Genomic DNA, 15,598 nt, shown 5'->3' with positions numbered 1-15,598 from the left:
GGCCGGGGTCCAGGGGCGGGCGGCGGTCGAAGCCCATGGGGCTAGCCCTCGGCTCGGGTGAGTTTCCAGCGGATCTTGGCGCCGACTTCGGGGCGGACCTGGCTCTTGAGCACGATCTGGCCGGCCTTGCGGGCCAGGCCGTGGTCGAAGTGCGCTGAGGGGGCGATCTCGACATCGACGGCGTCGTTGCGCAGCCACCAGCCGATGTTGTTGGGGCCGCGGATCAGGACACTCTTGCCGTCGCGGGCGATCGAGGCGCGGGCCTCGGGGTGCAGGTGGAAGCGCACGGCGAAGGGCAGGTAGCGCCTCGGGCCATCCGCCGCGCCGGGGGCGGCGGCGATGGGGGAGAGGCTGTCCTCGCCGCGCAGCTCGTCGGCGACGGCGTCGAGGAACAGGCGGCGGGCGTGGGTGAGGCCCAGATGCGCCCAGCCGTCGTGGACGATGTCCAGCCAGACGCCGCCAACGTCGTCGTGGCGCTTGGCGTCGACGGACTTGGCGCCATCAACCAGCCAGGCGCCCAGGGCCTTGGCCGGGAAGCCGGAGAGCGGGCGGCCGGCCGAGCCGTCGCCGACCGAGACGGTGGAGGCCGCGTCCGAGAGGCGGAAGGCGTGGGCGCCGCCGGCCTCGGGGCTCCAGCCGCAGCTGGTGATCAGCCGGTCCTTGGCGCAGACGATCTCCAGCGCGGCCGGTTGGGCGCAGGCGGCGACCGAGAGCGGGCCGGCGGGCGGCGGGCCGCAGTCGGCGATGACCTCGATGCTGCCGCCGGCCATGCGGTGATAGCCGCTGTGCGGGGCGGCGTTCAGCGGGCGCGGGCCGGCGTCGTCGTGGGCCAGGGCGGCGGCGATGCGCTGCGGGGCGATGGCCTCGCCGCCGTGGAAGGCCGCCAGGTGCCCGTCGCCCAGGGTGAAGAACCGCGCGGCGGTGGAGAGGCGGTCGATGGCGCGCGAGAGGGCTTCGGGCGAGGGGCGGCCGCGCTGGCCCAGGGCGTCGTCCAGGGTCAGGAGATCGAACAGCAGCTCGACGCCGGCTTCGGGCGAGCGGGTGGCGTGGCCGCCGTCGGCCAGCACCATCCGGTCGAGATGGCGGGTGACGGCCTTCATGGCCTTGTCGATCAGCTGCTCGCCCGGCTTGCCCGACAGGACGCAGCCGGCGATGGCGGCGACGACGGCGCGCTCCAGGGTGCGTTCGGGCGCGCGTTTGATCTCGACCAGGTGGCGGCCCTGGCGGGCCAGGTCCTGGCAGAGGTCGGCGATCTCGGCGTCGCTGCCCTCGATGGCCAGGGACTTGGCGGCGCAGGCCAGGTGGAAGACCCGGCGCTCGATGCAGTCGGGACCCCAGGAGAAGGCGTTCCACTTGCCGAACACCCGGCGCCAGTCGTCGAGCAGGCGCAAGGAGCGGCGGGCGCCGTCCGAGCCGGCGGCGACCAGGTCGGGCAGCCAGTCGAAGCGGTGCAGGCTGACGGCGAAGCGGCGCGAGGGGCTGGCGGTGTCGAACGGATCGCCGTCGGGACCCAGGCGCAGGGCGCCGCCGTCGAGGGCGAGGTTGCCCGTCATCATCTTCAGCCCGTGGGCGGCGTCGTGCGGGCGCGGATCGCGCGGGCGGGCGGCCAGGCCCTCGGGGCGGGGCAGGGCCAGCTGCAGGCGATGCGGGCCGGAGCCGAACCACTCACGTTCGCCGTGGGAGGCGATCTCGGCCCCGACGGCCCGCCATAGAAGATTGCCGCCCGAGCGGGGGGCGGGAAGCTTGAAGCCGTTGGCGGAACGCTTGACGGCCATCGCGCGGAATCAGCCGCCCTTCAGGGCGCGGATGTTGTCGGCATAGGCGGCCGGGCCGCCCTTGAACACCGCCGAGCCGGCGACCAGGGCCGTGGCGCCGGCCGCGACGCACTGCGGGGCGGTCGCTGGCGTCACGCCGCCGTCGACCTCGATGATGATGGGGAGGCCGGCCTTGTCGACCATCTTGCGCAGGGCCTCGACCTTGCGCAGCTGGCCGGGAATGAAGCTCTGGCCGCCGAAGCCGGGATTGACCGACATGACGAGGAGAAGGTCGACGTCCTCCAGGATCCACTCGACGTGGTCGATCCCCGTGGAGGGGTTGAAGACCACGCCGGCTTTGGCGCCCAGCTCGCGGATGCGCTTGAGGGAGCGGTGCAGGTGCGGGCCGGCTTCGGGGTGGATGCTGATGATATCGGCCCCGGCGGCGCGGAAGGCCTCCAGGTACGGATCGGCCGGACTGATCATCAGGTGCACGTCGAACGGGATCTTGGCGTGCGGCCGGATGGCTTTGACGATGTCGGGGCCGAGCGTGATGTTGGGCACGAAATGGCCATCCATCACGTCGACATGGACCCAGTCGGCGCCGGCCGCCTCGATGGCGGCGACTTCCTCGCCCAGCTTGGCGAAGTCGGAGGCGAGGATGGACGGAGCGATGATCGGCGCGGTCATGGTCCTGGGATAGCCGCCCCAGCTGAATCTGTCATCTCTACTTGGCTGGGTCCCGGCCTTCGCTGGGATGACAGCTTACGCCGTCACCTTCCTGAACCTTGCCGCGAAGAAGCCGTCCTGGCCGCCGTCGCGCTGGTGGGGCAGCAGGCGGAGGGTCCCGCGAGCGGTCAGGCTGGCCTCCGGAGACCCGCCTTCGCCGGGCTGGATGGGCTCCAGGGCGATGTCCTTGCGGCGGGCCAGGAAGGCCTCGACCTGGGCCTCGCCCTCTTCGGGCTCCAGCGAGCAGACGCAGTAGACCAGCTGGCCGCCGGGTTTGAGGCGGTCGGCGGCGCTGTCGAGGATGCGCGACTGGACGGCCGCCAGGCTGGCGACGTCGCTCGGCCGCGCGGCCCACAGCACGTCTGGATGGCGGCGGAAGGTGCCGGTGGCGCTGCACGGGGCGTCCAGCAGGATGGCGTCGAAGGTGCGGGCGTCCTCCCAGACGGCCGCGTCGGCGGCGACGATCTCGGCGGAAAGGTTCATCCGCTCGAGGTTCTCGGCGACGCGCTTGAGGCGGGCGGTCGAGCGGTCCAGGGCCACGACGTCCGCGCCGGCGGCGGCCAGCTGCAGGGTCTTGCCGCCGGGCGCGGCGCAGAGGTCCAGCACCTTGTCGCCGGGCTTGATGGAAAGCAGGCGCGCGGGGACGGCGGCGGCGGCGTCCTGCACCCACCAGGTCCCGTCCTCGAAGGCGGGCCAGGCGGCGACATCGCCCTTGCGGCGCACGCGCAGGGTGCCGCCGTCGAGGGGCTCGGCCTCCAGGGCCTCGACCAGGGCGGCCACGTCGGCGGCGGGCTTCAGCGACAGGTCGGTGGCCGGCTCCAGAGCGATCTGGGCGGCGACCTCGCGGGCCGTGGCCTCGCCGAACGCGGCGACCCAACGGGCGTAGAGCCACGGCGGGGCCAGCAGGGTCGGATCGTCTGTGGTCGGCGGCTCGCGCAGCAGGCCGCGCAGCACGGCGTTGACCAGGCCCTTGAACGGGCGGCTGGCCTTGTTGGCGCCGGCCAGCTCGACCGAGGTCGCCACGGCGGCGAAGGCCGGGACCTCGAGATAGAAGGCCTGGGCCGCGCCGAGGCGCAGCAGGTGCATCACCCGATCGGGCGGCGCCTTCTGCAGCTTGGCGGCCAGGGCGCGGTCGATGGGGCCGAGATGGCGCAGCACGGCCATGGCCAGGGCGCGCGCGAAGGCGCGCTCACGCGGTTCCAGGAAGCGGAAGCCGTTGGCGGAAGCGGCTTCGTCGATGCCGCCGCGGCGCGAGAGGGCCGCTTCGATCAGGGTCAGGGCGGCTTCCCGGGCGGGGAGGCCGTCGTTCAGTTCTTGAGTCACCGCCTCGCCGTGCCAAGAGGCGACGGCGAGCGCAAGCGAATTCGGGCGAAAGGTCTTTCGGCGAAGGGTCAGGCGGCGGCCGGCGGACCCTTGATCCCGGTGACGATCACGGTGACGCCGAACAGCAGGAAACCGCTCACCACGCTCAGCCCGCCGACGGCAAGCAGCGGGCCGAAGACCGCCGGGCTGCCCTTCTGTCCCAGGTACATGAAGAGGCCGCTGATCATGCAGGTCACGCCCACGTTCGAGAGCACGAAATTGGTCAGCTTCACCCAGTTGGGCGCGCGCTGGCCAAGCACCGCGTAGAAGGTCCCCATCAGGGCCATGGTGATCCAGCCCAGCAAATTGAGGTGGGCGTGAGCAGAATAGGTCGAGTGATCCTTGGTGATGCTCATGGCCAGGCCCCACGAGACGCCGATCATCCCGTAGAGCGCGGCCATGGCGAAGAAGGCGTAAGGCCAACGACTGGTCTTCATCTGAAAATTCCCCCGTCCCGTAACGTCGATATCTTTAGGGCGGCGGTTGAACACTGTCGAGCGCTCGCGTTCAAGGGGTCTGGGGTTAAACCTTGGTCATGTCGGGCTGGTTGATGTTAAACTTTGGTCATGTCCGACGCTTCCGACTCCCTCCCGCCCGGCGCCGCCCCCGGCAAGGACCTGAGCCCCGCCGCCCGCCGCGCCCTGGAAGAGGCCGCCGCTCGCCGCGCTGCTGACGAGGCGCTGGCCCTGCCGCTCGAGAAGGGGGGGCGCGAAGGTCCCGAGCCGACCCGCTTCGGCGACTGGGAGAAGAAGGGCGTGGCCGTCGACTTCTGACGCCGGTCGGGCCAGGCTGCCTCCCAAGAGCAAGAGGGAGGAGGGCGGCATGCCGAGTTCCGGGGACGATCTGGCCGCCAATCTCGCGGAAAGGCGCATCCAGGTGGTGCGCGACCACATGGCCCTGGAGTGCGTCCACGACTGGGACGCGGTGATCGCCACCTTCGAGCACCCCCGCTACGAGATGTACGGCTCGGGCGCCGTGTTCGACGGCGAGACGGCCGTGCGTGGCTATTTCGCCGCCTCGCGCACGCCGTTTCCGGACCAGGGCAACGAGATCATCGCCATCGCCCACGGCGGCGACACCGTGCTGGTCGAGTTCTGGCTGACCGGCACGCACCTGGGCCCCCTGAAGCTGCCCGGCCGCACGGTCGAGCCGACCGGCAAGCCGTTCCGCGTCCGCATGGCCGCCACCTTCGAGTTCCCGCCCGGCGGCGACCGGATCGTCTGCGAGCGGCCCTATTACGACCAGTCCGCGGTGCTGCGGGCGCTGGAGCTGGGATAGGCGGAGGCGCCCCCGGATGGGTCGCGGAGCGCTTTGGCGCCTCCGGAACACATGGTAGCGATGCCTCAGTGCATCAACTTTGAGTCGCGACAATGGCCGACGGCGATCTTGTAAAGCCTCTCCTCACCAGCCTCGGCCTGCCAGGCGTAATCGATCTCTCCGGCGGCGCGGGCGCGGCGACGTTCTCGGCGGGAGCCACCGACGTGGGGAGCGGCGTGGCCAGGGTGTCGATCAGCCTGGATCGTTACTATCAGGGCCCGCTGGGCCTGAGCTCGACCATCCATATCAGCGGGGATATCGACACCTTCGCCGACGGCGCCTCGAGCCAGCAGTTCCTCTTCCAGTCGACGACGTCGGCGGGCGTCTACAACATCGAAAACGTCATCGTTTACGACAAGGCGGGCAACTACACCCTCTATACGCCGCAGCAACTCCAGGGGATGGGGCTGCCGGTCAGCTTTTCGGTGGTGAGCAACACCGCGACCGACATAACCAAACCGGTGCTGACGGGGCTTTCGTTCCCTGGCACGATCAATGTCGGGGCGGGCGACACCAACGTCTCGTTCAGCGCTTCGGCGACCGACATCGGCGGCTCGGGCGTCGACCGGATTTCGCTCGTTCTGGATCGCGCCTTCCAAGGCCAGTCCGGCTCGGCTTCAGGGATCCTGCTCAGCGGGACGGTCGACAGCTTCGCGGACGGCTCGTCCACCCAGTCGATCCTGTTCAAGGCCAATACGCCCGCCGGCGACTACAACGTCCAGGGGCTGCTAGTCTACGACAAGGCGGGCAACTCGAACTATTACGACGCCCAGCAGCTCAAGGCCCTTGGCGTCTCGACCAGCTTCTCGGTGGTGAGCAACACCGCGGGCGACACGACCAAGCCGGTGCTGACCTCGCTGTCCTTCCCGAGCACGATCGATATCGCGGCGGGCGACCGGAGCGTGACCTTCACCGCCTCGGCGACGGACGCCGGGTCGGGCGTGGACAAAGTGTCCATCGTCCTGAACCGCGCGTACAAGGGCGCGGACGCGCCGACCACGGTCGTCAACATCAATGGCGTGATCGACACCTTCGCCGACGGCTCCGCCGGCCAGGCCACCCTGTTCAAGGCCACGACCGAGACCGGCGCCTACACGATCGAGGGCGTCGCGGTCTACGACAAGGCCGGCAATTACGCCTACTACACTACGCAGCAACTCGCGGCCCTGGGCATCGCGACGAGCTTCACGGTCGTGGGCGCGAGCTCGGCCGACACGACGGCGCCGCAGCTCACCGGGCTGGTCTTCCCGAGCACCCTCAACATCGGCGCCCTCGACGTCACCGCGACGTTCCTGGCTTCGGCGACGGACTGGGGTTCGGGCGTGGATCGCGTGGCCATCCAGCTGGACAAGACCTTCCAGGGCGCCTCGGGCGCCACAGACTGGATCTACGTCAACGGCGCGACGGACAGTTTCGCCGATGGCATTTCGATCCTGAACCACGTGTTCAAGCCTGGCACCGCAGCGGGGACGTACACCGTCAAGTCGGTGTCGGTCTATGACAAGGCCGGCAATGTCAGGACCTATGACACCCAGCAACTCACGGCGCTGGGGAGCGCCGCCACCAGCTTCACGATCACCACCACCGCGCCTGCCGACACGAGCAAACCTCAGCTCACCGGGCTGGCCCTGCCGGGTGCGATCACCCTCTCCAGCGCCGATGTCAGCGCGACGTTCACGGCTTCGGCGACGGACACCGGCTCGGGCGTGGACCGGATCGCGATCCAGCTGGACAAGACCTATCAGAGCGCTTCCGGCGCGACGGACTGGATCTATCTCAACGGGACCACCGACACCTTCGCCGACGGGACGTCGAGCCAGTCGTTCGTGTTCAAGAGCTCCACGGCGGCGGGGACCTACGGGATCAAGTCGGTGGAGGTCTACGACAAGGCCGGCAACCTCACGACCTACAGCACAAGCCAACTGTCGGCCCTGGGCGTCGCCACCAGCTTCACCGTCGCCTCCGCCCCGGTCGCCACCGACACCACCAAGCCGCAGCTGACCGGCTTGACCCTGCCCGGTTCGATCACCCTCGCCGGCGCCGACGCCAGCGCGACGTTCGGGGCCACGGCGACGGACATCGGCACGGGCGTGGACCGGATCGCGATCCAGCTGGACAAGACCTATCAGAGCGCTTCCGGCGCGACGGACTGGATCTATCTCAACGGCGCGACCGACACGTTCGCTGATGGCGCGTCGAGCCAGTCGTTCGTGTTCAAGAGCACCACGGCGGCCGGGAGCTACGGGGTCAAGTCGGTCGAGGTCTATGACAAGGCCGGCAACGTCATGACCTACAACACCAATCAGTTGTGGGGTCTGGGCATCGCCACCAGCTTCACCGTCTCGACCGGCGCTACCGACGCCACCAAGCCGCAGCTGACGGGGGTGACCCTTCCCAGCACGATCAACATCTCCGGCGCCGACGTCAGCGCGACGTTCTCGGCCACGGCGACGGATACGGGCTCGGGCGTCGACCGGGTCCTGATCCAGCTGGACACGGCCTATCAGAGCGCCACGGGATACACCGACTGGATCTATCTCGACGGAACGACCGACACCTTCGCGGATGGCGCGTCGAGCCAGGCGTCCGTCTTCAAGCCCAGCACGCAGGCGGGGACCTACGGGATCAGGCAGGTGCTGGTCTACGACAAGGCCGGCAACGTCGCGAGCTACACTCCGGGCCAGCTTGCCGCCCTGGGCATGACGACCAGCTTCAAGGTCACCAATACCGCGCCCGCGGACACGGCGGGCCCGATGCTGACGGGCCTCACCTTTCCCTCCACGATCAGCATCGGCGCGTCCGACGTCATCACAACCTTCTCGGCCAGAGCGACCGACAGCGGCACGGGCCCAGACCGGATCGCGATCCAGTTGGACCGGGCATATCAGGGCGGCGCAGGACCCACCGACTGGATCTATTTCTTCGACGGGATCGACAGTTTCGACGACGGCGTCTCGTCGGCGACGGTGCGGTTCAAGCCCGGCACGGCGTCGGGGATCTATAACGTCAAGTCGGTGCTGGTCTACGACAAGGCCGGCAATCTCTCGACCTACAGTCCCAGCGTGCTGTCGCTCTTCGGCTTCCCGACCAGCTTCAACGTCGTCAATTCGGACAACAGCAAGCCGGTGCTCAAGGGGCTGAGCTTCCCGAGCACGATCAGCGCCGCGAATGGCGATGTCAGCGCGACCTTCTCGGTCTCGGCGACGGACATCGGCGCGGGCGTCGATCGGGTCGCCATCGAACTTGATCGGACCTATCAAGGCGCGTCGGGCGCGACCAGCTGGATCTATCTGGACGGGGTGAGCGACACCTTCGCCGACGGCGCGTCGAGCGTGGCGACGCTGTTCAAGAGCGGAACGTCGAGCGGCGTCTACAACATCAAGACCGTGGTCGTTTACGACAAGGTGGGCAACGTCTCGACCTATGGCGCGGCCGAGGTGGGCGCGCTGGGCTTGCCGACCTCGTTCACCGTTCCCGCGCCGGCCCTGGGTTTCGCCGCCGACAATCCGGTGCGCGTGAACGAGGGCGATGTCATCAGTGTGACCCTGTCCGTGCCGGCGGCGGGGGGCTACTCCATCCGCCTGGACATCAGCGCCACCCTGCCTAGCGGCGTCGTCCTGCAGCAGCAGCGGACGGTGACGTTCTCGACGTCGGGCAAGACCTACGCCATCGACCTGGACCTGCCGCAGGACGCGGCGCTGGGCGACGGGGCCCTGAAGATCGTGCTCTCGCGGCTCGACGGCGGCGCGCTCGACCCGTCCAGCAGCGTCTACACCGCCGTCATCGTCAACGACGACGTCGCCGCCTTCACGATCGACACGGGAGATATCGGCGGCGCCTATCGCAACATCGCCCGCGTCGCCGCGCCGCTCGGCCTGGAGTTCGACCAGAAGTTCCTGGGCGCGCACTCGGCCCGCGCCGACGCCCAGGCGCTCGCGACCTTCGTTAGCAACACCACCTCGGTGGCCGTGAGCGCCTATCAGTTCTTCACGGGCAAGACGCCCTCGGCGGGCGGGCTAGACTACCTGATCAACCCGGCCAACAACGCCAACAGCCTGAACTCGGCCTACTACACGAACTTCAACAGCGAGAACCGCTTCATCAACTTCGCCTCGAACCTGGGCCTGCACGGCGAGGGCAAGCAGGCCTTCGCCGAGAAGTATGGGGCGCTCAGTTTCCACGACGCCCTGGTCCTGGCCTACCAGGAGATCATCGGGGTCGTGCGGGCCGACGCCATCGCCAGTATCGAGAGCTCCCTGGTCTATTTCCAGCAGATCGCCCGCGAGCGCATGTCCGACGTCAACCAGGATCTGGCGACCAAGACCGCCGCGATCGGCTACCTTCTGCAGGAGGCCATCAAGGCCAATGTCGGCGTCTATGCCCGAGCGATCGAGAACTTCTACCTCGATCTCGCCGATGGGTCGGCCCAGCACAACGTCGACCTGATCGGGACCTACGGCCAAGGCACCTATGTGGACGGGGCGTTCTAGAGCGCGCGGCGGCGACTTCAAGTTGAGTGTGGACGTATTTCGCGGCCGTCATCCTGGCGGACCGGGCGTCGATCGCTTGCGTTCCGTGGGTTGCTTTGCGGGGAAAGTCACGACTCAGGGTTGGGTTTGCTCTGCCGTGTTTCCGACATACTGAAGCAGATCTGGAATCTACGTCGAGATTCTTATGCGGTCTTTATTGTATACTTCCCACCAAACAAGATTACGACGATCACGGAACGTTGCTCATCGAACTAAAGTGCATAATTGTGGATAAACTATAGAAATAACAATTTTCCTCAATATCGATCTATACTGAATATGACACTCATCTGAGTACGGCTTGCGCCTGGAGATGGTGTCGAAATGGTCTCTGTTTACCTCATCGCCCAATCCGGCCCTTCCCCGCGACGGGGCATGCGTCGCCGGATGACCCGTCGCGCCTAGACGCGCGCCGAGGCGGCCGATGGAGGCCGTCGGCGAACACCTTTCCAGCCGATGCAGGGTCCAGGACGTGACCGGCGCCGGCCGAAGATCTTGCTCAAATCCAGGAAGCCGTGGCGTCACGCCTCATAAGGGAAGCTGCTCATGTACGTGAAGAACCTCACCGCCGGTAACGACGTCTATGCCGGGGACGAAGGCGCTCCCGACAACGTCGATCTGGTCAATGGCGGCGCGGGCGCCGACGACATTTCCGGCGGCCTGGACAACGACACGCTGAACGGCGAGGACGGCGACGACCTGCTCAATGGCGGGGCCGGCGACGATATCCTGGACGGTGGCGCGGGCGACGACACGGCCGTCTTCTCCGGCGCGGCCGGCGACTATTCCTGGAGCGGCGACAATGTCTCGGCGACCATCACCGGTCCCGACGGAACCGACACCTTGAGCCATGTCGAGCACCTGCAGTTCGGCTCGACCATCATCGACCTGCCCGCGCGCAATGTGGCGCCGGGCGCGCCGACGGACGCCGACAGCGCGGACAACACCATCGTCGAGGGCGCGGCCAACGGCGTCGCCGTGACGGGCCTGATGCTGGGCGCCGTCGATCCCGACGCCGGCCAGACCCTGACCTGGTCGCTGCTGGACGACGCGGGCGGCCGGTTCGCCATCAACGCCGCGACCGGCGTGGTGACGGTGGCCGACGCCTCCAAGCTGAACTTCGAGACGGCGACCTCGCACCAGATCACCGTCCAGGTCAGCGACGGGACCGCCACCTCTTCGGCCAGCTTCACGATCCAGGTGGAGAACGCCGCGCCGAGCGCGCCGGCGGACTCCGACGCGACCGCCAACACGGTGTCCGAAGCCGCCGCCAATGGCGCGGTCGTGGCCGGCCTGACGATCGGCGCGACCGATTCGAACGGCGGCGTGACCTACAGCCTGGTCGACGACGCGGGCGGCCGCTTCGCGATCAATGCGACGACCGGCGTGGTGACGGTGGCCGACGCCAGCCTGCTCGACCACGACGTCGCCACCTCGCACCAGATCACGGTGCGGGCCAGCGACGGGACCGCGAACGCGGCGACGGACACGACCTTCACCATCGCGGTGACGAACGCCGCGCCGACCGTTCCCACCGATGCCGATGCGGCCGCCGACGCGGTCTCGGAAGGCGCGGCCAACGGCGACCTCGTGGGCGTCACGGCCTCGGCGACCGAGGTCAAGACCGGGACCGTGAGCTACAGCCTGTCCGACGACGCGGGCGGCCGGTTCGTCATCGACGCCAGCACCGGCGTGGTGACCGTGGCCGACGCCACCAAGCTGAACACCGAGACCGCGGCCTCGCACCAGATCACCGTGCGCGCCACGGACGCCCAGGGCGCGTTCAGCAGCCAGGTCTTCACCATCGCGGTGAGCAATGTCGCGCCGACGACGCCCGTCGACAGCGACACCGCCGCCGACACCGTTTCGGAAGGCGCGGCGAACGGTGACGTGGTCGGCCTGACCGTCGGCGCCACCGACGTCAACGGCGGTCCGCTGACCTACAGCCTGCTGGACAGCGCCGGCGGCTGCTTCGCCATCGACGCCTCGACCGGCGTCGTCACGGTCGCCGATGCGTCCAAGCTGAACTTCGAAGCCGCGACCTCGCACCAGATCACGGTCCAGGTCAGCGACGGAACGACGACCTCGTCGGCCAACTTCACCATCGCGGTGACCAACGTGACGCCCGGCGCGCCGGCGGACGCCAACGGCGCGGCCAACACGATCGCCGAGAACGTCGCCAACGGCGCGGTCGTGGCCGGGCTGGCGATCACCGCTGCCGATCCGAACGGCGGCGTGACCTACAGCCTCGTCGACGACGCGGGCGGCCGTTTCGCGATCAATGCGACGACCGGCGTGGTCACGGTGGCCGACGCCAGCCTGCTGGACTTCGACGTCGCCACCTCGCACCAGATCACGGTGCGGGCCAGCGACGGGACGGCGACCGCGCCGACCGACACGACCTTCAGCATCGACGTGACCAACGCCCCGCCGACCGTTCCGACGGACGCCGACGCGGCGGCCAACGCCGTCTCGGAAGGCGCCGCCAATGGCGCTCTGGCCGGGGTCACGGCCTCGGCGACCGAGGCCAAGACGGGGACGGTGAGCTACAGCCTGTCCGACGACGCGGGCGGCCGCTTCGCCATCGACGCGACCACGGGCGTGGTCACGGTGGCCGACGCGACCAAGCTGAACTTCGAGACCGCGACCTCGCACCAGATCACGGTGCAGGCGACCGACGGCCAAGGCGCGTTCAGCAGCCAGACCTTCACCATCGCGGTGACCAACGTCGCCGCCACGGCGCCGGTCGATGGCGACGCCACGGCCAACACCATCTCCGAAGGGGCGGTGAACGGCGACGCCGTGGCCGGCCTGTCCCTGAGCGCCAGCGACGTCAACGGCGGCCCGCTGACCTACAGCCTCACGAACGATGCGGGCGGCCGCTTCACCATCGACGCCAGCACGGGCGTCGTCACGGTGGCCAACGCCAACCTGCTGAACTTCGAAGCCGCGACCTCGCACCAGATCACGGTGCAGGTCAGCGACGGGGCCTCGACGGCTTCGACCAACGTCACGATCGCGGTGACCAATGCCGCGCCGGCGACGCCGACCGACAGCAACGGCGCGGCCAACCAGGTGGCCGAAGCCGCCGCGAACGGGACCGTGGTCGGCGGCCTGACGATCACCGCTCCGGACCCGCATGGCGGGACGGTGACCTACAGCCTGACCAACAACGCCGGCGGCCGCTTCGCGATCAACGCCACGACGGGCGTGGTCACGGTGGCGAACGGCGCTCTGCTGGACCACGACATCCTGTCCAGCCACACGATCACCGTGCAGGCGTCCGACGGCGTGCTGACCAGCAGCGGCAACTTCGTCATCAACCTGATCGACAAGATCGACAGCTACTGGACCGGCACGATCGGCAACAACACGTTCACCGTCCCGGACGTCCAGGACTGGCAGCTCGACGGGCTTGGCGGTCAGGACACCCTGACGGGCGGCGTCGGCGACGACATCATCATCGGCGGCACCAGCGCTGATGTCCTGTCCGGCGGGGCGGGCAACGACACCTTCCTGTTCGGCGTCGCCGATGGCGTGGATTCCTTCGACGGCGGCTCCGGCTACGACACCATCAAGGCGAACGCCGATGGCGCCACCGTCAACCTCGGGGCTATCGCGGGGATCGAGGCCTTCTCCAGCGGCGGCTTCGCCAATGTGACCGTCGCCGGGACGACCGGCGCCGACAACATCAACCTCAACGGCATGACGATCACGGGCACGATCACCTTCGGCGGCGGTTCGGGCAACGACACACTGACCGGCTCGAGCGGCGCCGACATCCTGAAGGGCGACACCCAGGACGACCTGCTCTACGGCATGGACGGCAACGACACGCTGGACGGCGGCCAAGGCGTGGACACCATGTACGGCGGCGCCGGCAACGACACCTTCCTGGTGGGCGTGGACGGCAACACCTACGGCGACCACTTCGACGGCGGCGCGGGGACCGACATCGTCCAGGCGAACGCGGCCAATGTCGCCATCATGGTCGCCGGCATGAGCGGCATCGAAGGCTTCTCCTCGGGCGGCTTCGCCAATGTGAGCGTCGTCGGCACCGCCAACGCCGACACCCTGAACTTCGCCGGCATGACCAATACCGGCGCGATCACCATCGCGGGCGGCGCGGGCGGCGACAGCATCACCGGCACCAGCTTCGCCGACTACATCAAGGGCGACGCCGGCCTGGACGCCATCTATGGCGGCGACGGCAACGACACCCTGGACGGGGGCGCCGACAACGACAGCCTCTATGGCGGCAATGGCGACGACGTCCTGCTGTTCGGCCAGGCCACCGGCACCGACAATTATGACGGCGGCGCGGGCTTCGACGAAGTCCGGGCCAACATGAACAGCGCGACCCTCTGGTTCTCGAACCTGACCAGCATCGAGAAGATCAGCGGCGGCGGCTTCACCAACGTCCAGATCCAGGTCCAGTCCCTAGGCACGTTCCTCAACTGGGACTTCACCAACATCCAGATGTCCGGGATCGCGATGATCGTCGGCGGCGTCCAGTCGGACGTCATCATCGGCAGCGGCAACAACGACACGATCTACGGCGGCGCGGGCTACGACACGCTGAAGGGCGGGGCGGGCGACGACGTCTTCGCCTACAGCGGCAACGTGTCCACCAACGAGTATTCCGACGTCATCGACGGCGGGACAGGTTGGGACAAGCTGATCGCCCTGGCCGCGAACTCCACCATCCAGGTGTCCACGATGACCAGCGTCGAGGAGATCTCGACGGGCGGGTTCTCCGGGATCCGGATCGCCGGCTACGCCGCGGCCGACACCCTCGACCTTCGCAACGTCGTCATGACCGGGACGTTCACCGGCATCGACCTGGGCGGCGGCAACGACACCTTCTACGGAACGGCGGGGGCGGACATCATCGCCGGCGGCTCTGGCAACGACTTCATCGACACCGGCGACGGCAACGACATCATCCAGCTGGACGCCACGCCGGGCGTGGACACCGTCAACGGCGGCGGGGGCTACGACAAGCTGACCGTGATCACCGGCGTGAACGTCAACATCATCCACAACATGTTCCAGGGGATCGAGGAGATCGAGGGCAGCACCGCCGGCGGCACCAAGATCGCGGGGACGACCGGCAACGACGTCATCGACATGCGCGGCCTCGTCCTGAAGAACATCCAGTACATCTGGGGCGACTACGGCGATGACGTGATCTACGGCTCGGCCGGCGACGACTTCATCATGGGCGACCGTGGCTTCGACACGATCTACGGCGGCGCTGGCAACGACAAGATCTGGTTCACCGCCTATGGCGACACCGACGTGATCGACGGCGGCGACGGCTATGACACCCTGATCGCCTGGAACAGCGGCGTGATCATCAGCTTCAGCGCCTGGAGCAATGTCGAGGCCATCTCCGGCGAGGGGTATTCCAATGTCGGCCTGGCCTTCACGGACGGCGCCGACAGTTTCGACCTCACGAGCTACGCCGTCACGGGCATCGCCTATATCGACCTGAAGGGCGGCAACGACGTCTTCGTCGGCACGACCGGGGCGGACCGCATCATCGGCAACACCGGCGCGGATACGATGACCGGCGGCGCTGGGGCCGACGTCTTCGACTACAACACGGTGAGCGAAGGCAACGGGGACGTGATCACCGACTTCGTCAGCGGCGTGGACAAGATCGACCTCTCCACGATCGACGCCGTGCCGATCGGCGGCGGCGGCGGCAACGAGGCCTTCACCTTCATCGGCACGGGCGGCTTCACGGGCGTCCAGGGCCAGCTGCGCTACACCGTCACCTCGGGGGGCGTGGTCTTCCAGGCCGACCAGACCGGCGATGGCGTGGCCGACTTCAGCGTCACCCTGACCGGCCTGACCACGCTGAGCGCGTCGGACTTCATCCTCTAGACGTCGCATCCCATC

Annotated in this window: 8 protein-coding genes; 4 read left to right on the top strand and 4 right to left on the bottom strand. The window is 68.4% G+C overall.

Annotated elements, in window-relative coordinates; genetic code table 11:
• Positions 1-41 precede the first annotated feature (41 nt).
• From AC07NN_RS17625 to AC07NN_RS17610, 4 genes are all read right to left on the bottom strand, one after another.
• Positions 42-1,775 (bottom strand): heparinase II/III family protein, encoded by a 1,734-nt coding sequence (locus tag AC07NN_RS17625; RefSeq protein ID WP_494643723.1) that lies wholly within the window; start codon positions 1,773-1,775, stop codon positions 42-44.
• A gap of 9 nt (positions 1,776-1,784) precedes the next feature.
• A complete protein-coding gene (gene rpe / locus AC07NN_RS17620; RefSeq protein ID WP_494643721.1) occupies positions 1,785-2,444 on the bottom strand; it encodes a ribulose-phosphate 3-epimerase in 660 nt (219 codons plus the stop codon).
• A 75-nt stretch (positions 2,445-2,519) separates the two neighbouring features.
• A complete protein-coding gene (locus tag AC07NN_RS17615) occupies positions 2,520-3,806 on the bottom strand; it encodes an RsmB/NOP family class I SAM-dependent RNA methyltransferase (protein WP_494643717.1) in 1,287 nt (428 codons plus the stop codon).
• A 68-nt stretch (positions 3,807-3,874) separates the two neighbouring features.
• Positions 3,875-4,282, bottom strand: coding sequence for a hypothetical protein (locus tag AC07NN_RS17610; protein ID WP_494643713.1), 408 nt, complete (start codon positions 4,280-4,282; stop codon positions 3,875-3,877).
• Between the two features lie 129 nt (positions 4,283-4,411).
• On the opposite strand from AC07NN_RS17610, the gene AC07NN_RS17605 reads away from it, so the two are divergent.
• The 4 genes from AC07NN_RS17605 to AC07NN_RS17590 all read left to right on the top strand — a co-directional run bounded on the left by AC07NN_RS17605 (position 4,412) and on the right by AC07NN_RS17590 (position 15,583).
• On the top strand, positions 4,412-4,618 hold the full coding sequence (locus AC07NN_RS17605) for a DUF1674 domain-containing protein (RefSeq protein ID WP_494643708.1): 207 nt from the start codon (positions 4,412-4,414) through the stop codon (positions 4,616-4,618).
• A gap of 49 nt (positions 4,619-4,667) precedes the next feature.
• Complete coding sequence (locus tag AC07NN_RS17600; RefSeq protein ID WP_494643706.1) at positions 4,668-5,123, top strand: ester cyclase; 456 nt, start codon at positions 4,668-4,670, stop codon at positions 5,121-5,123.
• Between the two features lie 92 nt (positions 5,124-5,215).
• Positions 5,216-9,652: an Ig-like domain repeat protein gene (locus tag AC07NN_RS17595; RefSeq protein ID WP_494643704.1), complete on the top strand. Its 4,437-nt coding sequence runs from the start codon at positions 5,216-5,218 to the stop codon at positions 9,650-9,652.
• Between the two features lie 585 nt (positions 9,653-10,237).
• Positions 10,238-15,583 (top strand): beta strand repeat-containing protein, encoded by a 5,346-nt coding sequence (locus AC07NN_RS17590; protein ID WP_494643702.1) that lies wholly within the window; start codon positions 10,238-10,240, stop codon positions 15,581-15,583.
• The last annotated feature ends 15 nt before the right edge of the window (positions 15,584-15,598 follow it).

It is taken from the genome of Caulobacter sp. GW821-FHT09H08 (genome assembly GCF_059415885.1).
This window is presented reverse-complemented; position numbering and strand designations above follow the sequence as displayed.